The 17,503-nt window shown below is 67.5% G+C and carries 13 protein-coding genes; 7 read left to right on the forward strand and 6 right to left on the reverse strand.

Annotation, left to right across the window (positions count from 1 at the left end; translation table 11 throughout):
* Positions 1-23 precede the first annotated feature (23 nt).
* On the forward strand, positions 24-1,319 hold the full coding sequence (locus ACSJJU_RS10200; RefSeq protein WP_435915311.1) for an O-acetylhomoserine aminocarboxypropyltransferase/cysteine synthase family protein: 1,296 nt from the start codon (positions 24-26) through the stop codon (positions 1,317-1,319).
* Between the two features lie 233 nt (positions 1,320-1,552).
* Here the strand turns inward: ACSJJU_RS10200 and ACSJJU_RS10205 are convergent, their stop codons facing one another.
* The 3 genes from ACSJJU_RS10205 to ACSJJU_RS10215 form a co-directional block, all read right to left on the reverse strand.
* Positions 1,553-1,678: a hypothetical protein gene (locus ACSJJU_RS10205; protein ID WP_435915312.1), complete on the reverse strand. Its 126-nt coding sequence runs from the start codon at positions 1,676-1,678 to the stop codon at positions 1,553-1,555.
* Positions 1,675-2,910: an MFS transporter gene (locus ACSJJU_RS10210; RefSeq protein WP_435915314.1), complete on the reverse strand. Its 1,236-nt coding sequence runs from the start codon at positions 2,908-2,910 to the stop codon at positions 1,675-1,677. Before ACSJJU_RS10210 ends, ACSJJU_RS10205 begins: the two co-directional genes overlap by 4 nt.
* Before the next feature lie 114 nt (positions 2,911-3,024).
* Entirely contained in the window at positions 3,025-4,467 is a 1,443-nt protein-coding gene (locus tag ACSJJU_RS10215; protein WP_435915315.1) for a helix-turn-helix domain-containing protein, read from the reverse strand.
* A 177-nt stretch (positions 4,468-4,644) separates the two neighbouring features.
* On the opposite strand from ACSJJU_RS10215, the gene ACSJJU_RS10220 reads away from it, so the two are divergent.
* The 4 genes from ACSJJU_RS10220 to ACSJJU_RS10235 are packed head-to-tail and all read left to right on the forward strand — an operon-like array spanning position 4,645 to position 10,815.
* A complete protein-coding gene (locus ACSJJU_RS10220) occupies positions 4,645-6,177 on the forward strand; it encodes an acyl-CoA carboxylase subunit beta (RefSeq protein ID WP_435915316.1) in 1,533 nt (510 codons plus the stop codon).
* A gap of 25 nt (positions 6,178-6,202) precedes the next feature.
* The gene (gene mce / locus ACSJJU_RS10225) at positions 6,203-6,625 is read left to right on the forward strand and encodes a methylmalonyl-CoA epimerase (RefSeq protein ID WP_435915317.1); all 423 of its coding nucleotides are present in this window, start codon (positions 6,203-6,205) and stop codon (positions 6,623-6,625) included.
* Positions 6,625-8,778, forward strand: coding sequence for a methylmalonyl-CoA mutase (gene scpA / locus ACSJJU_RS10230; RefSeq protein ID WP_435915318.1), 2,154 nt, complete (start codon positions 6,625-6,627; stop codon positions 8,776-8,778). The genes mce and scpA overlap by 1 nt, the downstream gene beginning before the upstream one ends.
* Before the next feature lie 51 nt (positions 8,779-8,829).
* Entirely contained in the window at positions 8,830-10,815 is a 1,986-nt protein-coding gene (locus ACSJJU_RS10235; RefSeq protein ID WP_435915319.1) for an acetyl-CoA carboxylase biotin carboxylase subunit, read from the forward strand.
* A 228-nt stretch (positions 10,816-11,043) separates the two neighbouring features.
* On the opposite strand, the gene ACSJJU_RS10240 is transcribed toward ACSJJU_RS10235, so the two are convergent.
* Positions 11,044-12,693, reverse strand: a complete 1,650-nt coding sequence (locus ACSJJU_RS10240; RefSeq protein ID WP_435915320.1) for a pectate lyase — start codon at positions 12,691-12,693, stop codon at positions 11,044-11,046.
* The gene (locus tag ACSJJU_RS10245; RefSeq protein WP_435915321.1) at positions 12,690-13,172 is read right to left on the reverse strand and encodes a cupin domain-containing protein; all 483 of its coding nucleotides are present in this window, start codon (positions 13,170-13,172) and stop codon (positions 12,690-12,692) included. Before ACSJJU_RS10245 ends, ACSJJU_RS10240 begins: the two co-directional genes overlap by 4 nt.
* Before the next feature lie 143 nt (positions 13,173-13,315).
* Here ACSJJU_RS10245 and ACSJJU_RS10250 point away from each other — a divergent pair, with 143 nt between their 5' ends.
* On the forward strand, positions 13,316-14,626 hold the full coding sequence (locus tag ACSJJU_RS10250) for an MFS transporter (protein ID WP_435915322.1): 1,311 nt from the start codon (positions 13,316-13,318) through the stop codon (positions 14,624-14,626).
* Positions 14,627-14,704: 78 nt separating this feature from the next.
* The gene (locus ACSJJU_RS10255) at positions 14,705-15,535 is read left to right on the forward strand and encodes a 2-keto-4-pentenoate hydratase (protein ID WP_435915323.1); all 831 of its coding nucleotides are present in this window, start codon (positions 14,705-14,707) and stop codon (positions 15,533-15,535) included.
* Positions 15,536-15,769: 234 nt separating this feature from the next.
* On the opposite strand, the gene ACSJJU_RS10260 is transcribed toward ACSJJU_RS10255, so the two are convergent.
* Positions 15,770-17,377 (reverse strand): family 43 glycosylhydrolase, encoded by a 1,608-nt coding sequence (locus ACSJJU_RS10260; RefSeq protein WP_435915324.1) that lies wholly within the window; start codon positions 17,375-17,377, stop codon positions 15,770-15,772.
* Positions 17,378-17,503 lie beyond the last annotated feature (126 nt).

Below are 17,503 nucleotides of genomic sequence, written 5' to 3' on the forward strand. Positions count from 1 at the left end.
AAGGTTTAAACCACGAGGCCGAGATGCAAAATAATTCCAAGTATCGCCCCGAGACGCTGGCCGTGCATGCCGGCTGGCGCGCCGACCCGGCAACGGGCGCTGTTGCGGTGCCGATCTACCAGACCACCTCCTACCAGTTCCGCGATACCGAACATGCCGCCAACCTGTTCGCGCTGAAGGAGCTGGGCAACATCTACACCCGTCTCGGCAACCCCACGGTGGATGTGCTGGAGCAGCGCGTCGCGGCGCTGGAGGGCGGCGTCGCCGCCGCGGCGACCGCCTCGGGACAGGCGGCCTCCACCTATGCGGTGCTGAACCTGGCCAAGGCGGGCGACAACATCGTCTCCTCCACCGATCTCTATGGCGGCACCTGGAACCTGTGGGCCAACACACTGAAGGATCTGGGCATCGAGGTGCGCTTCGCCGACCCGTCCGACCCGGAGAACTTCCGCCGCCTGACCGATGACCGCACCCGCGCCTACTATGCGGAGTCGCTCCCGAACCCCAAGCTGAACGTGTTCCCGATTGCGGAAGTGGCCGCCATCGGCCGCGAATACGGCATTCCGCTGATCGTGGACAACACCGCCGCCCCGGTGCTGCTGCGCCCGCTGGAGCACGGCGCGGCGATCGTGGTCTACTCCGCCACCAAGTTCATCGGTGGCCACGGCACCTCCATCGGCGGCCTGATCGTGGACGGCGGCAACTTTGACTGGGCGGCCCACAAGGAGCGCCAGCCCATGCTCAACACGCCCGACCCCAGCTACCACGGCGCCATCTGGACCGAGGCCACCAGGGAAATGGGGCCGGTCGCCTACATCATCCGCGTCCGCACCAACCTGCTGCGCGACATCGGCGCGGCCCTCTCGCCCTTCAACGCCTTCCAGCTGATCCAGGGCGTCGAGACCCTGCCGCTGCGGATGAAGCAGCACTGCGAGAACGCAGCCGCCGTCGCCGCCTGGCTGGCGAAACACCCCAAGGTGACCAAGGTCATCCACCCGTCCCTCCAGACCGGCCAGGCTCGCGAACGCGCCGACAAATACCTGAAGGGCAGCTACGGCAGCCTGCTCGGCTTCGAGCTGGAAGGCGGACTGGAAGCAGGCCGCCGCTTCATCGACGCGCTCAAGCTGTTCTACCACGTGGCCAACATCGGCGACGCCCGCAGCCTCGCCATCCACCCGGCCTCGACCACCCACTCCCAGCTGAGCCCGGAAGAACAGCTGGCAACCGGCGTGACGCCGGGCTACGTGCGCCTCTCCATCGGCATCGAGCACATCGACGATATCCTCGCCGATCTGGAACAGGCCCTCGCCGCCGCCTGAGGCGGGAGGTTATGGGTCTCGGGTTTTTGCAGGAGGGGCTTGCCCCTCCTGCACCTCCCGTTCGATTTAAAGGGACGTGCGCGTGATGACGGGCGCGGCCCTTTTTTTATGCCAGGGATTATGCGGCCGTGTTTCCCGTGCGCATCGGAAACGCGGCCCGAAAAACGAAGGGAGTGCAGAGGGTCCGAGACCCTCTGCAAAAAATCCCGAAAACGAAAATCTGAAACCCGGCGTTACATGCAGAACGCCACGATGGCGTTCCATGCCACCAGGAACCCATGTTCCAGCCACAGCCATATGCCGAACAGGACCAGCGCCAGTCCGGCGAGGAGCACGAGCAGGTGGCCGCGCGCGCTCATCCCGCGGTCCCCGGTCCGGCGGCCGCCCGGCGCGCCACCGGCGTCTCGCGGATCGGCAGGTGGAGCACCGTTGCGAAGAGGCCCAACAGGATCGCGCTGATCCAGGCGGCGTCGTAGGAGCCGCGCAGGTCGTAGGCGTAGCCTGCCGCCCACGCGCCGAAGAAGCTGCCCACCTGATGGCTGAGAAAGACGATGCCGAACAGGGTGGAGAGGTAGCGCGTGCCGAACATGGACCCGACGATGCCGCTGGTGAGCGGCACGGTGCCCAGCCACAGGAAGCCCATGACGGAGGCGAAGATGAGCGCGGACGCGGCGGAGATGGGCGCGAGCAAAAAGGCGACGGTGGCAACCGTGCGGGCGAAATAGATGCCCGCCAGCAGCAGGTTCTTCGGCCAGCGCCCGCCCCATACGCCGAACAGGTAGGAGCCGAAGATGTTGAACAGGCCGACCAGCGCCAGCGACATCGCGCCGACGCCCGGCGGCAGGCCCTTGTCCGCCAGATACGCCGGCAGGTGCGTGGCGATGAAGGCGAGGTGCAGGCCGCAGACGAAGAACCCGACGACGAGCAGCAGGTAATCCCGGTGGCCGCCCGCCTCCCTTAGCGCCTCGGTCATGGACTGGGGCATGGCGCCGGCCTGTTCCTGCGGCTTGCCGGCGACGCCCGCCGCCAGCGCGACGGCGACGGCGAGAACGGCCGCCAGCACCATGAGGGCCACGCGCCAGCCCAGCTCCCCGATCAGCGCCTGCGCGCCCGGCACCACCAGGAACTGGCCGAGCGAGCCGCCCGCTGTGGTGATACCGAAGGCGAGGCTGCGCTGGTGCTCCGGCACCACGCGGCCGACCGCGCCGAGCAGCACCACGAAGGTGGTGGAGGAGAGCGCAAGGCCGATCATCACCCCGAGCGACAGGTGCAGGCCTAAGGTGCCGCCGATGTGGGCGGCGAGGAACAGCCCCGCCCCGTAGAGCGCCGCGCCAAACGCGACGAGGCGGCCCGCGCCGTGCCGGTCCGCCAGCGCGCCGACGAACGGCTGGGCCAGCCCCCACAGCAGGTTCTGAAGGGCGATGGCCATGCCGAAGGCCTCGCGCCCGCTGCCCAGATCCAGGCTGATTGGTTGCAGGAACAGGCCGAAGCTTTGCCGCACGCCCATGCTGAGCGTCACGATGATGGCGGCGCAGGCAACGGTGATCCAGGCCGTGCGTGCCGGGGATGCGGAGGGGCTCGTCTGGCGCATGGGGGGTCTCGCTTCGGTTACGGCAGGCGCCGCATTGTATACTCTTACACGGTCGAGAAAAATGCGGCGCACGCGCGGAAAACGGCAACGGACCGTTCACCGCGCGGAAACTCCTCACTCGAAGCGGTACGGCACCACGGCGCGGTTGTGCAGGTCGATGAGGGTGCGGCGGTCGGCGGGCGGGAAGGCGCGCTGGGCGCAGCGCTCGCGCGGGCAGATGCGGCACGAGGCCCCGATGGGCGTGGGCGCGGCGGTGCTGCCCTCCAGTCGGGCGGCGTAGATGAACTGGGAGGCGTAGGTCACCTCGCAGCCCAGCGCCACCGCGTAGCGGCGCGCAGGCTTCAGGAAGCTGCCGGACTGCTTGATGATCCCCCGGGCCATGCAGACGTAGCGCACACCGTCGGGCATCTCCAGCGCCTGCACCTTGATCTCGCCCGGCAGCGCCACCGCCTCGTGCACCACCCACAGCGGGCAGGTGCCGCCGTAGCGGGCGAACTGGAGGCGCGTTGCCGAGTGGCGCTTGGTGATGTTTCCCGCCATGTCCACCCGCACGAAGAAGAACGGCACGCCGCGCGCCCCCGGCCGTTGCAGGTTGGACAGCCGGTGGCACACCTGCTCGAAGCTGGTGCCGAACTGCTGCTGGAGCTGCTCCACATCGTGCCGCAGCGCCCGCGCCGCCTCGATGAAGCGGCCGTAGGGCATGAGCAGCGCGCCCGCCGCATAGTTGGCCAGGCCGACGCGCAGGATCTGGCGGGCATCCTCCGTGCGCAGCGGCGCGGCGGCTGCGATGGCGTCGATGAGCGGCGCGAACTCCACCAGCGCCAGCTGGTGGGCGACGAGGAAGGCCCGGCTGTCCGGGCTGAGGTGGGCGTCGATGATGACCTCGCGGCGCTGGGGGTCATACCGCCGCATGGTGAAGTCGTCCGGCGCGGCCGCGCGCAGCCGCACCGCGATGCCGTGGCGCTCCTGCAGCAGGGTTTCCAGCTGGGGGCCGATCACGCCCTCCGGGTTGGCCAGTGTCTGCACCAGGCTCTCGGCCGCCTCGTCCAGCTCGCCCACATAGTTGTCGCGGTAGTGGAAGTAGTCCCGCACCTCCTCCCACGGCAGCAGGTGGCCATCGGGACGGTTGGCGCTGATCGCCTCGTCCATGGTTTGCAGCCGCTCGTTCAGCTGGCGGTAGGCCTGGTGCAGGGCGGTGAAGCTGCGGGCCAGGTTGGGGGCCTGGCTGACCATGCGCTTGATTTCCTGCACGCCCGGCGCGTGCCCGGCGAACAGGGGGTCGGCCAGGGCCTCGCGCAGGTCGGCGGCCAGCCGCGAGGCATCGTCCTGCGCGAACTCGGACAGATCGACCGCGAACTCCCGCCCCAGCGCCAGCAGCACCGAGACGGTGATCGGGCGCACGTCCGTTTCCATCTGGCTGAGATAGCTCACGGAGACGCCGAGCCGGGCGGCGAATGCCCCTTGTGAAAGTCCGTGACGTTCGCGTACCGCTCTCAGGCGGTTTCCCGCAAAGATCTTGTCTGCCCGCGCCAATGGTGCCACCCTTCGCAAAGCCACTGTTTGCGAAATAGCATAGAGCCGTTTTCACAACTTGGCCAGTTTTTGCGTGCCAGGCGCACGGCAGTGACGCTATCGGATGACAGATTTCGCGCAGACTGTTTCCAAAGCGGCGAGATGGTACCATTTCCCGCGGCGGGAACAGACAGTTCAAAGTTCAAGAGGCCGGATTTAGCCATGCCAGAGATCATCGAGGAACTGGAACGCCGCCGCGCCGCCGCCCGCCTGGGTGGTGGCCAGAAGCGCATCGACGCCCAGCACGCCAAGGGTCGCCTGACAGCGCGGGAGCGCATCGACCTGCTGCTGGACCCCGGCACGTTCGAAGAAATCGACATGTACGTCGAGCACAACTGCATCGACTTCGGCATGGCCGACCAGAAGATCCCCGGTGACGGCGTCGTCACCGGCTCGGGCACCATCAACGGCCGTCTGGTCTATGTGTTCAGCCAGGACTTCACCGTGTTCGGCGGCTCGCTCTCCGAGCGCCACGCGCAGAAGATCTGCAAGATCATGGACATGGCGATGAAGGTGGGCGCACCGGTCATCGGCCTCAACGACTCCGGCGGCGCGCGCATCCAGGAGGGCGTCGCCTCCCTCGCCGGCTACGCCGAGGTGTTCCAGCGCAACGTGCTGGCCTCGGGCGTCATTCCGCAGCTTTCGGTCATCATGGGCCCGTGCGCGGGCGGCGCGGTCTACTCGCCGGCCATGACCGACTTCATCTTCATGGTGAAGGACAGCTCCTACATGTTCGTCACCGGCCCGGACGTGGTGAAGACCGTGACCGCCGAGGTGGTGACGCAGGAGGAGCTGGGCGGCGCCTCCACCCACACGGTGAAGTCGGGCGTTGCCGACCTCGCCTTCGAGAACGACGTGGAAGCCATCGCCCAGGTGCGCCGCTTCTTCGACTTCCTGCCGCTCAACAACCGCGAGGAAGTGCCGTTCCGCCCGACCCGGGACGACGGCGAGCGCATCGAGATGAGCCTCGACACCCTGGTGCCGCCGAACCCGAACAAGCCCTACGACATCAAGGAGCTGATCACCAAGGTCTGCGACGAGGGCGACTTCTTCGAGCTTCAGCCGAACCACGCCGCCAACATTGTCATCGGCTTCGGCCGCATCGAGGGGCGGACCGTGGGCTTTGTCGCCAACCAGCCGATGGTGCTGGCCGGCTGCCTTGACATCAACTCGTCCAAGAAGGCCGCCCGCTTCGTGCGCTTCTGCGACGCCTTCAACATTCCCATCGTCACGTTCGTGGACGTGCCGGGCTTCCTGCCGGGCGTCGCCCAGGAGCACAACGGCATCATCAAGCACGGCGCGAAGCTGCTGTTCGCCTATGCGGAGGCGACCGTGCCGAAGATCACCGTCATCACCCGCAAGGCCTATGGCGGCGCCTATGACGTGATGGCCTCCAAGCACCTGCGCGGCGACCTGAACTACGCCTGGCCCACCGCCGAAATCGCGGTGATGGGCGCCAAGGGCGCGGTGGAGATCATCTTCCGCAAGGACATCGGCGATGCGGAGAAGATCGCCGAGCGCACGAAGGAGTACGAGGAGCGTTTCGCCAACCCGTTCGTCGCGGCCTCCAAGGGCTTCATCGACGAGGTGATCATGCCGCATTCCACGCGCCGCCGCATCGCCATCGGCCTGCGCAAGCTGCGGAACAAGCAGCTCGAGAACCCGTGGAAGAAGCACGACAACATTCCGCTGTAAGCTGGGGAGGCGGAGGAGAGCAACGATGATTGGCCGTTTGAACCACGTCGGCATCGCCACGCCCTCGATCGAGGAGAGCGTGAAGATCTATCGCGATCTCTTGGGCGCGACGAAAATTCACGAGAAGTTCGCCATGCCCGAGCAGGGCGTTTGGGTGTGCTTCGTCGATACGCCCAACAGCCAGATCGAGCTGATCGAGCCCTATGGCGAGACGTCGCCGATCCGCAAGTTCCTTGAGAAGAACCCGCTCGGCGGTCAGCACCACGTGTGCTTCGAGGTGGAGGACATCCACGCCGCCGCTGCCGACATGAAGGCGAAGGGCGCAACCGTGCTGGGCGAGCCGCGCATCGGCGCGCACGGCACGCCGGTGATCTTCGTGCACCCGAAGAACATGGGCGGCGTGCTCGTCGAGCTGATGGAAACGCCGAAGTCGGGGGGAGCCCACTGATGAGCCGCAAGACCGTGAAAGACTGGGAAGAGCTTGCCCAGAAGGAGCTGAAGGACAAGCCGCTCGCCGACCTGACCTGGCAGACGCCCGAAGGCATCGCGGTGAAGCCGCTGTACACCAGCGAGGACACGGCGGACATCGAGGAAACCCTGCCCGGCTTCTTCCCCTTCACCCGCGGCGTGCGCGCGACCATGTACGCCAACCGGCCGTGGACGGTGCGCCAGTACGCGGGCTTCTCGACGGCGGAGGAATCCAACGCCTTCTACAAGCGCAACCTGGCGGCGGGTCAGATGGGCCTGTCGGTGGCGTTCGACCTGGCGACCCATCGCGGCTATGACTCCGACCACCCGCGCGTCGTCGGCGACGTGGGCAAGGCGGGCGTCGCCATCGATTCCGTCGAGGACATGAAGATCCTGTTCGACGGCATCCCGCTCGACAAGATGTCCGTCTCCATGACCATGAACGGCGCGGTCATTCCGTGCCTTGCGTTCTACATCGTGGCGGCGGAAGAACAGGGCGTCTCCCAGGATCAGCTCTCGGGCACCATCCAGAACGACATCCTGAAGGAGTTCATGGTCCGCAACACCTACATCTATCCGCCCGAGCCCTCGATGCGGATCATTGCGGACATCATCGCCTACACTTCGGGCAACATGCCGAAGTTCAACTCCATCTCCATCTCCGGCTACCACATGCAGGAAGCCGGCGCGACGCAGGTGCAGGAGCTGGCCTTCACCCTCGCCGACGGCATGGAGTATGTGCGCGCGGCCCTCGCCAAGGGTCTCGACGTGGACGCCTTCGCCGGCCGCCTGTCGTTCTTCTTCGCCATCGGCATGAACTTCTTCATGGAAGTGGCGAAGCTGCGCGCTGCCCGCCAGCTGTGGGCGCGGATCATGAAGGATTTCGGCGCGAAGAAGCCGTCCTCCCTCATGCTGCGGACCCACTGCCAGACCTCCGGCGTCTCGCTGACGGAAAAGGACCCCTACAACAACGTCATCCGCACCACGCTGGAGGCGCTGGCGGCGGCGCTGGGCGGCACCCAGTCGCTGCACACCAACGCGCTGGACGAGGCCATCGCCCTGCCGACCGACTTCTCGGCGCGCATCGCCCGCAACACCCAGCTCATCCTTCAGGAAGAGACGGGCATCACCAGGGTGGTCGATCCCCTGGGCGGCTCCTACTACGTGGAGGCGCTCACCAAGGAGCTGGCGGACAAGGCCTGGGCCCTCATCCAGGAAGTCGAAGCGATGGGCGGCATGACCAAGGCGGTCGAGGCCGGCCTGCCCAAGCTGAAGATCGAGGAAGCCTCCGCCGCCCGTCAGGCCCGCATCGACCGGGGCGAGGAAGTGGTCGTCGGCGTCAACAAGTACAAGCTGGCGCAGGAAGACCCGATCGAAATCCTGGAGGTGGACAACACCAAGGTCCGCGAAGCCCAGATCGCGCGCATCAACGCCGTCAAGGCGTCGCGTGACGAGGCGCGCGCCCAGGCGGCGCTCGACGCCATCCGCAAGGGCGCGGCGGGCGATGCGAACCTGCTGGCGCTGGCGGTGGAAGCGGCCCGCGCCCGCTGCACGCTGGGCGAGATCTCCAGCGCGATGGAAGACGTGTTCGGCCGCCATGCCGCCGAGGTGAAGTCGGTCACCGGCGTCTACAGCGCGGTCTACGGTCAGGACAGCGCCTTCCTGCGCGTGAAGGACGGCATCGAGGCCTTCGCCCGCCGCAAGGGCCGGCCGCCGCGCATCCTCATCGCCAAGATGGGCCAGGACGGCCACGATCGCGGCGCCAAGGTGGTGGGCAGCGCCTTCACCGACCTCGGCTTCGAGGTCACCGTCGGCCCGCTGTTCCAGACGCCGCAGGAAGCGGCCAAGCTGGCCCTCGAGAAGGACGTGGACGTGGTCGGCGCCTCGTCGCTGGCGGCCGGTCACAAGACGCTGATCCCCGAGCTGGTGCGCGAGCTGAAGGCCGCCGGACGCCCGGACATCAAGGTGGTGGCGGGCGGCGTCATCCCGCCGCAGGATTACGACTTCCTGCGCGAGCATGGCGTGCAGGCCATTTTCGGCCCCGGCACCAACATTCTGGACTCGGCGGCCGAGACCCTGCGTCTGCTCGGCCACAACATGCCGCCGCTGGGTGAGGAGGAAGCCGGTGACTGACGGCTTCTCCCTTCCGCCCCACAGCCTTAACGCCAATTCGTGAGCGCTTTTATGTTCAAGAAAATCCTGATTGCGAACCGTGGTGAGATCGCCTGCCGCGTCATCAAGACCGCGCGGCGCATGGGCATCAAGACGGTGGCGGTGTATTCGGACGCGGACGCCGGCGCGCTGCACGTGGAAATGGCGGACGAAGCCTTCCACCTCGGCCCGCCGCCCGCCGCCCAGTCCTACCTGCTCGGCGAGAAGATCGTCGAGATCTGCAAGCAGACCGGGGCCGAAGCGGTGCACCCGGGCTACGGCTTCCTCTCCGAGCGCGAGTGGTTCGCCAAGGCGCTGGCGGATGCGGGCATAGCCTTCATCGGCCCGAACCCCAACGCCATCGCCGCCATGGGCGACAAGATCGAGTCCAAGAAGCTGGCCAAGGCCGCGGGCGTCTCCGTGGTGCCGGGCTTCGTCGGCGAGATCGAGGACGCCGACCACGCCGTGCGCATCGCCGACGAGATCGGCTACCCGGTGATGATCAAGGCCTCCGCCGGCGGCGGCGGCAAGGGCATGCGCATCGCCTACAACCAGCAGGAAGTGCGCGAGGGCTTCCAGTCCGCCCGCAACGAGGCCAAGTCGTCGTTCGGCGATGACCGCGTGTTCATCGAGAAGTTCGTCGAGGAGCCGCGCCACATCGAAATCCAGGTGATCGGCGACAACCACGGCAACGTGATTTACCTGGGCGAGCGCGAGTGCTCCATTCAGCGCCGCCACCAGAAGGTGGTGGAGGAGGCCCCCTCGCCGTTCGTCACACCGGAAATGCGCAAGGCGATGGGCGAGCAGGCGGTGCAGCTGGCCAAGGCGGTCGGCTACAACTCCGCCGGTACGGTGGAGTTCATCGCGGGCAAGGACCGCAGCTTCTACTTCCTCGAGATGAACACCCGTCTCCAGGTGGAGCACCCGGTCACCGAGCAGATCACCGGCCTTGACCTTGTGGAGCTGATGATCCGCTCCGCCGCGGGCGAGCCGCTGCCGCTGCGTCAGGAAGACGTGAAGCTGAACGGCTGGGCGATCGAGACCCGCGTCTACGCGGAAGACCCCTACCGCAGCTTCCTGCCCTCCATCGGCCGCCTGGCCCGCTACCGGCAGCCGGAGGAGCGCGAAGGCGTGCGCGTCGACACGGGCGTGGTCGAGGGCTCGGAAATTTCCATGTTCTACGACCCGATGATCGCCAAGCTCATCACCTACGGCGCGACCCGCGACGAGGCGATCCGGCTCCAGATCGAGGCGCTGGACGAGTATTACATTCGCGGCATCGGCCATAACATCCACTTCCTCTCCTCGGTGATGCAGCACCCGCGCTTCCAGGAAGGCCGCCTCACCACCGGCTTCATCGCGGAGGAATATCCCGAAGGCTTCGCCGGCAGCCCGCTGACGCCGGAGAAGCGCGAGCGCCTGATCGTGGCGGCCGCCGTGATGAACGTCATCGAGAAGGAGCGCGAGGGGCTGATCGACAACCAGCTGAGCGGCCATGGCGCGGTCTATGGCGAGGACTGGGTCATCAGCATCGACAAGGAACAGGTGCCGGTGCGCGTCGAGGACCTGGGCGGCCAGTACACCGTCCATGTGAACGGCCGGGCCGTCAGCGTCGATACGGACTGGACCCCGGCGGAGCCGGTGTTCCACGCGTCGCTCGGCGGCCAGAAGGTCGCCATCGAGGTGGACCGCCGCGCCCTCGGCTATGCCCTCTCCCACATGGGCTCCAGCCACCACGTCATCGCCTACACGCCGCGCGCGGCGGAGCTGGCGGGTTACATGATCGAGAAGGAAGCGCCGGACCTCTCCCGCTTCCTGCTCTGCCCGATGCCGGGCCTCGTCGTCTCCATCGACGTGGAGGTCGGCCAGAAGGTGGAAGCGGGCCAGCCGCTCGCCGTCATCGAGGCGATGAAGATGGAAAACATCCTGCGCGCCGAAAAGGCGGCGGTGGTGAAGTCCATCAACGCCAAGAAGGGCGACTCCCTGGCGGTGGACGCAGTCATCCTCGAATTCGAGTGATTGTTTGGAAGGGATTTTTGCCAGGAGGGTCGCGGACCCTCCTGGCAACCTCCCTTTCGATTTAAAGGGACGTGCGCGTGATGACGGGCACGTCCCTTTTTATATGCCGGGGATTCTGCGGCCGTGTTTCCCGTGCGCGCCGGAAACGCGGCCCGAAAAACGAAAGGGGCGCAGGGGTCCGAGACCCCTGCAAAAAAATCCCCCCAATTCTCCCTGAAGCGAACCCACTCAGTCCGGCTGGCCCAGCGTCTGCATCAGCGTCAGCATGTTCTTGATGTAGCCGGAGATGGAGATGCCCATCACCGGGGTGTCGGTGATGTAGGGCGAGGTATCGGTTTCGTCTCCCACGCGGGTGGTGGCGTAGTCGCCCGGCCTGGGCGTGGCGCTGCCCGGCCCGCGGTAGGGATTGCTGGTCGCCACCAGCGGCGTCGGCCACCAGCCCTCCGGCGTCAGGCTGGCGAGCACCGCCTGCGGGTCGGTGGGCAGGCTGCGGCTGTTGAGGTCGGAGCCGTCGATGTTCGCGCCGACGAAGAAGCGCGGCAGCGGTTTGGGATCGGGCGAGAGCAGCGGCGAGTCCTTCGTCGCCTCCTCCACCGGCAACTTGATCAGCGCTTCATACTCCCGCCGGATCGCCGCCACGTCGATGGCGCGGGTGGAGGAATAGTGGCCGATGGTTTTCTCCGAGTTGTAATCCACGTAGTAGCGGCCGTTGACCACGTTGGAGCCGTGCCGGTGCACGAACAGCGGCCGGTTGGTGCCGATCTCGACAAACGTGGGATAGGGCCTGTCGCTGCGCCCGAGCGCGCCCTTGAGGCGGGTGGACTCGATCCAGTCCAGCGCTTCGGGGATGCGGGCGAGGAAGCGCCGGTCGCCGGTCAGGCGGTAGAAGGTCATCAGGTTGCGCACGTTGGCGGCGGTCACCTCCGGCGACAGCGACGCCGGCTCGTAGGTGCGCGCGGCGGCGGGCTTCAGGTCATCGGGCGTGTATTGCAGCCCCCACCCCGCCTGCGGCGCGGCCTGCTGGGTGGCGAGCACCATGTTCATCGCCCGGCGGATGGCGTCCAGCACGCGGGTGTCGCCGAGCGTCTGGTAGCACATCAGCAGGAAGCGGATATTCTCCGCCGCCACGTCGTCGTTGAAGGTGATGTAGGACGTGTAGTCGGCCTGGCCGTGGTGCACGAACTCGTGGCGCAGCGGATAGCGCTGCGGCCAGCCGCCGTTGGGATACTGGCTCTCCAGCACGAAGTTGATCGCCTTGTCGAGCGCCGGGCGGTATTTGGGGTCGAGCTTTTCCAGATAGAGCCGCAGCAGGAACTGGGCGGCCTCGGAGGTGACACTGTCATCGAAGGTGGCGTTGCCCCAGTAGTGCTGGAACTCCTCCATCCGCCAGGCATTGGCGCCGATGGTCTCGTACCAGTGCCGGGTCGAGGCCTCGCCCGCGAAGTCGATGAAATAATGCCAGCCGCCGCTGGGGTGCTGGCCCCAGATGAGCGCGGCCCCCACCTTCTCGGCGGCCTCGTAGTAGTACTCGTCGCCGGTGGCGTGATAGGCGTCGAGGAACAGGTGGCCCATGGTGGACGTGCCCGGCGACTGCACCCAGATCATGGACGGCCGCGCCTCCAGCTCGCCCCAGCGGCGGGACATGTCCGGGAGGTACGACCAGACATAGCCGCCGTTGGTGGAGACCTTCTCCACCATGAACCGGGTGGCCCGCTTCATCGCCGCGAGCACCGCCTCGCGCGACGGCTGCGCCGCTGCGGAGGCAGACGCCGGATCAGCCTCCGCCGCCGCCGCGCCCGCCGGCAGCATCACGGTCAACGCCAGCGCCAGCGCCGTGCCCGCCGCCGCACGCAACAGAATACCCCGTTCTCCGCTCATCGCGCCGTCCCTTTACCGGTGAGGGGATAGGCAATGGCCAGCACCAGATCATCCGATCCCGCCTGACGGATGCCCACATTGTTCCCCGTGTAGATGTAAACCGCCGTGCCCTGGGCGATGCGCGTGACCACGCCGTCGGCGATGAGGTCGCCCTCGCCGGAGAGCACGTAATAAATCTCGTCGTGGCTGAGCACATGCTCGCCGATGGACGCGCCCGGATGGAGCGCCCGCACCCGGAACTCCATGGACCGCCCCGCGACGCCGTCCGAATAGCGATAGGCCGTGCTCGTGCCCGTGCCGTTGTGGGGCGGCGTCTCCCGCGCCACGACCGCCTGCTGCGGCACGATCACCACCGGTCGCGCCGGCGCGGCCCCGGCGGCCATCGCCGCGCCGGATGCACCGGTGCCAGTGCCCACACCCACGACGGCGACTCCGGCGGCAAGCGCCCGCAGCGCCGCAATTCTGGCGGATTCCTTCATTCTCGCCTCCCCGGTTTCCGGCCGTTCTGTCAGGCCTGTTTCCCTGCCCGCGTCGTTTTTGCGTGGGCCTGTGTTGTCAATGACACCGGTTTCCTTTAGAGAAGTCAAGAATAGACATAAAAAACCAGACGGGGAGGAAACCAATGGCGGAGGCAAGCCTGGAGCGCGCCGCAACAGAGGCGTCCACCGGTGCGCACAGTGCGCCCAAACCTGGCGGCCGGCTGCGGTGGACCATCTGCGGCCTGCTGTTTTTCGCAACCACCATCAACTACATCGACCGCCAGATGATCAGCGTGCTCAAGCCCACGCTGACCGCGGAATTCGGCTGGAGCGAGACCACCTACGCCGACATCGTCTTCTGGTTTCAGACCGCCTATGCGCTTGGCTATTTCGTGTTCGGCCGCCTGATGGACCGGCTGGGCGCGCGCTTCGGCTATTCGCTGGCGGCGTGCATCTGGGGTCTGGCCGCCATGGGCACCGGCCTTGCCCGCTCGGCCGTGGATTTCATGTTCGCCCGCGCCGTGCTGGGCCTGGGCGAGTCGGGCAACTTCCCGGCCGGCATCAAGGCGGTGGCGGAGTGGTTCCCCAAGAAGGAGCGGGCCTTCGCCATCGGCATCTTCAACGCCGGGGCCAACGTGGGCGCCATCCTCACGCCGATCATCGCCCCGTTCCTCGTCTATCACTTCGGCTGGCAGACCGCGTTCTATGTCTCCGGCGCGCTGGTGCTGGTGTGGCTGGCGACCTGGCTCGGCATCTACCGCCGCCCGCGCGAGCACAAACGGCTCACGGCCTCCGAGCTGGCCTATATCGAGAGTGACCCGGCCGACACGCCCGGCCGCACGCCGTGGCTGGCGCTGCTCCGCCATCGCCAGACCTGGGCCTACGCCATCGGCAAGTTCCTCACCGACCCCATCTGGTGGATGTTCCTGTTCTGGCTGCCGGACTTCTTCGCCAAACAGTATGGGCTCGACCTGATGAGCTTCGGCCCGCCGCTGGTGGCCATCTACGTGCTCTCCGATCTGGGCAGCATCGCAGGCGGCTGGCTCTCCTCCCGCCTCATCAAGCGGGGCTGGAGCGTCAACGCAGGCCGCAAGACCGCCATGCTCACCTGCGCCCTGTGCGTGCTGCCGGTGTGCCTTGCCATCGGTGCGGACAGCCTGTGGCTGGCGGTCGCCATCATCGGCCTTGCCACCGCCGCGCATCAGGGCTGGTCCGCCAACCTCTACACCCTGCCGTCCGACCTGTTCCCGCGCCGCGCCGTCGGCTCGATCGTGGGCATCGGCGGCACGCTCGGCGCGGTGGGCGGCATGTGCATGGCCAAGTTCGCGGGCTGGATCCTGGAGACCACCGGCAGCTACATGCCCATGTTCATTCTGGCCGGGTCCACCTATCTGCTGGCGCTCGCCATCATCCACCTGCTGGTGCCCGATATGCGCCAGGCGGCGCTGGAGTAGCCGCCGCGCACCACGCCCCTGTTTCCGCACCCGCTGAAATGACACCGGTTTACTTCACCCAAGGTATCAGGACGTAACATGACAGTCACCGAGGCGTTTTCTCCCTCCTCCTCCAGCCGATCCGCCATCGCCCGGGCCTTTACCGACGCGCGGCGGGACGGGGCTGCCCTGCCGGGCTTCCCGGGCGGCCGCCTGCCCGACTCCCTTGCCGAGGCCTACGCGGTGCAGGATGCCGCCATTGCGCTGTGGCCGCACCGGATCGTCGGCTGGAAGGTGGGGCGCATCGTCGAGCCCGCCGCCAGCCAGGTGGGCGCGGACCGGCTGATGGGCCCGATCTTCGCCCCCCGCCTGTGGCAGGCCGGGGCCGCGCCCACGGCGGTGCCCGTGTTTGCGGGCGGCTTCGCGGCGGTGGAGGCGGAGTTCGTGATCCGCATCGGCCAGGACGCCGATCCCGCCAGGACCGCCTACACGCTGGAGGAGGCGGCGGCCCTCGTCGGCGGCTTCCATGTGGGCATTGAAATGGCGGGCAGCCCGCTCGCCACCATCAATGCGCTGGGGCCGATTGCCGTTGTCTCCGACTTCGGCAACAACAACGGCCTCATCCTCGGCCCGGAACTGATGGGCTGGCAGGAGCGCCCGTGGGAGACGCTGCGCTGCGAGACCTTCGTCGAGGGCGTCTCCGTCGGCACCGGCACCGCGGCCGACCTGCCGGGCGGGCCCATCTCCGCCCTGCGCTTTGCGCTGGAGACCGGAGCCCGGCGCGGCCGCCCCTTGCGCGCGGGCGACCTCATCTCGACCGGCGCCGTCACCGGCATCCACGACATCACGGCAGGCCAGCGCGCCCGTGTGACCTTCCCGAACGGGCACGAAATCCACTGCGTCACCGAGCCCGCCGCGGGGATGGTTTGATTTTCTGATTTTGTTTTCATTTTGCAGGAGGGTCTCGGACCCTCCTGCACCCTTCCCTTCTTTCAAAACGATCGCACCCGGCCCTGCCCGCACCCCCCGCTGGCGAAAGGGCGCGGCCCGATAAATAACGTCCAGCGGAGCGCCGGAAACACGGCCCGAAAAACGAATGGGGGTGCAGGGGGTCCGCGACCCCCTGCTTTTTTTTAAAATCCAGTCAAATACTCAACCCCGCCCTCACAGCGCCTGATAGGTGAAGTTGGCGAAGCAGGCCTCGCCCGTACCGGCGGCGTAAAGCGCCGGGCGCAGGCTGAGAAAATCCCCGGCGACGTTGTGGTGGTAGCCGGAGACTTCCATCTGCACGCCGAATTTCCGCCACGTGGCGCCGCCGTCGTGGCTGGTGTGGATGGTGAGGATGTTGCGGTCGTTGGTGAGGCGCAGGCGGCAGATGCGGCCCATCCCTTGGGGCTTGGCGGCTTTGCGCCCGAGCCCCGCGCGGTGCATCACGAAATTGCCGGCCGCCAGCCCCAGCCCGGCGTAGAGGCGGCGGTTGTAGAACAGCAGCAGCCCCGCCTCCGCCCCTTCGTCGATCGCCACGTCGCACTCGATGCGGTAGGCGAGATCCCCCGCGATGCAGGTGAGGGGCACGCTGTCGGCGGGGCTGGTGCCCAGGGCTTTCAGGTGCAGCACGCCGCCCGCGCGGCGCACCCGTGCGGCTTCGCCGGGCGCGGGATCATGGAACGCCCACTGGAGGCCGAGGCGGTCGGTGGAAAAATCGTCGCTCAGCGCCAGGCCGTGGGGCTGCTCGCCGAGATCGACCGGCTTGGTGATGGGCGCGGAGAGGTCGCCGCCCAGCGGCCGGAACCAGCCGTCCGGCGTCCACTCGATCGGCTCCAGCAGGGTCTGGCGGCCGAGCGTCCAGAAGCCGTTCTCGTAGCCGTGGTAGACCATCCACCACCGGCCGTCCGGCCCCTCGAACGGGGTGGCGTGGCCCCGCGACCACCATTTCTCGGAGACCGACCAGGTTCTGACTATGGGGTTGCCGGGATCATGCTCCCACGGCCCGTCGAGGGAGCGGGCGCGGGCAACGATCACCATATGCCCGGTGGGCGGGCCCGCCGTGCCGCCCACAGCGGTGATCATGTAGAACCACTTGCCCCGGCGCACGATCTTGGGCCCCTCCGGCGAGAAGGACTCCACCACCCAGTCCTCCGGGTAGCGCCAGGGGTCATAGACATGCTCCACCGCCCCGGCGCGGGCGAGGCCGTCCGGCGTCAGCCGCACCCGGTCGCCGCCGCTGAGAAAGAGGTAGCGCGTGCCGTCTTCCGCCACCGCGTGGCCGGGGTCGATGTGGTCCGGCAGATCGAGGTCGATGGGCGCGCTCCACGGCCCTTCGATGGACGGGGCGTGGAGGACGTAAATCGACCGGCGGCCCGGGCGGCGCGCGTGAAAATACAGGAAGTAGCGCCCGCCGTGCCGGGTGAGTTCGGGCGCCCACACCGAGCCGACGGGCGTGTGCAGCGCCGCCGTCACCGGCCGCCAGTTCACCAGATCGCGCGAGTGCCAGAGAAGCAGTCCCGGGTAGGCGTCGAAGCTGCTGTGGGTCATGTAATAGTCGTCGCCATCGCGCAGGAGGGTGGGGTCCGGCCGGTCGCCCGCCAGAATGGGGTTGAGGTAGGTGCCGTCGCCCAGGTCCGCGCGGCGCTGGCCGTCGAGGCCGGGCCGCCAGCGCAGGTCCGCCCGGTTTGCGCAGGCGCTGCTGGCGCGGGCGGGCGGCGGCAGAGCGGCGGACGCGGTGCCCGCGGCAAGGGCGGCGATGAACCGGCGGCGGCTGACATCGATCATGACCGGGCTCCCTCTGTTTTTTTCGGCGGCCTTTTTCCGGGCGGCCTTTTTTTTTGCATGGGACGCAGGGGCAAAAAAAATGGGCGGGCAACCGTGTGATTGCCCGCCCGAGGGACTGTGAGACGC

It is taken from the genome of Pedomonas sp. V897, from assembly GCF_051304405.1.
Lineage (GTDB): Bacteria > Pseudomonadota > Alphaproteobacteria > Sphingomonadales > Sphingomonadaceae > Pedomonas.

Bases quoted from the DNA above. Each gene is read 5' to 3' on its own strand.
- ACSJJU_RS10200 (WP_435915311.1), top strand. From the start codon at position 24: ATGCAAAATAATTCCAAGTATCGCCCCGAGACGCTGGCCGTGCATGCC.
- ACSJJU_RS10205 (WP_435915312.1), bottom strand. From the start codon at position 1,678: ATGAGCGCGCGCGGCCACCTGCTCGTGCTCCTCGCCGGACTGGCGCTG.
- ACSJJU_RS10210 (WP_435915314.1), bottom strand. From the start codon at position 2,910: ATGCGCCAGACGAGCCCCTCCGCATCCCCGGCACGCACGGCCTGGATC.
- ACSJJU_RS10220 (WP_435915316.1), top strand. From the start codon at position 4,645: ATGCCAGAGATCATCGAGGAACTGGAACGCCGCCGCGCCGCCGCCCGC.
- mce (WP_435915317.1), top strand. From the start codon at position 6,203: ATGATTGGCCGTTTGAACCACGTCGGCATCGCCACGCCCTCGATCGAG.
- scpA (WP_435915318.1), top strand. From the start codon at position 6,625: ATGAGCCGCAAGACCGTGAAAGACTGGGAAGAGCTTGCCCAGAAGGAG.
- ACSJJU_RS10235 (WP_435915319.1), top strand. From the start codon at position 8,830: ATGTTCAAGAAAATCCTGATTGCGAACCGTGGTGAGATCGCCTGCCGC.
- ACSJJU_RS10240 (WP_435915320.1), bottom strand. From the start codon at position 12,693: ATGAGCGGAGAACGGGGTATTCTGTTGCGTGCGGCGGCGGGCACGGCG.
- ACSJJU_RS10245 (WP_435915321.1), bottom strand. From the start codon at position 13,172: ATGAAGGAATCCGCCAGAATTGCGGCGCTGCGGGCGCTTGCCGCCGGA.
- ACSJJU_RS10250 (WP_435915322.1), top strand. From the start codon at position 13,316: ATGGCGGAGGCAAGCCTGGAGCGCGCCGCAACAGAGGCGTCCACCGGT.
- ACSJJU_RS10255 (WP_435915323.1), top strand. From the start codon at position 14,705: ATGACAGTCACCGAGGCGTTTTCTCCCTCCTCCTCCAGCCGATCCGCC.
- ACSJJU_RS10260 (WP_435915324.1), bottom strand. From the start codon at position 17,377: ATGATCGATGTCAGCCGCCGCCGGTTCATCGCCGCCCTTGCCGCGGGC.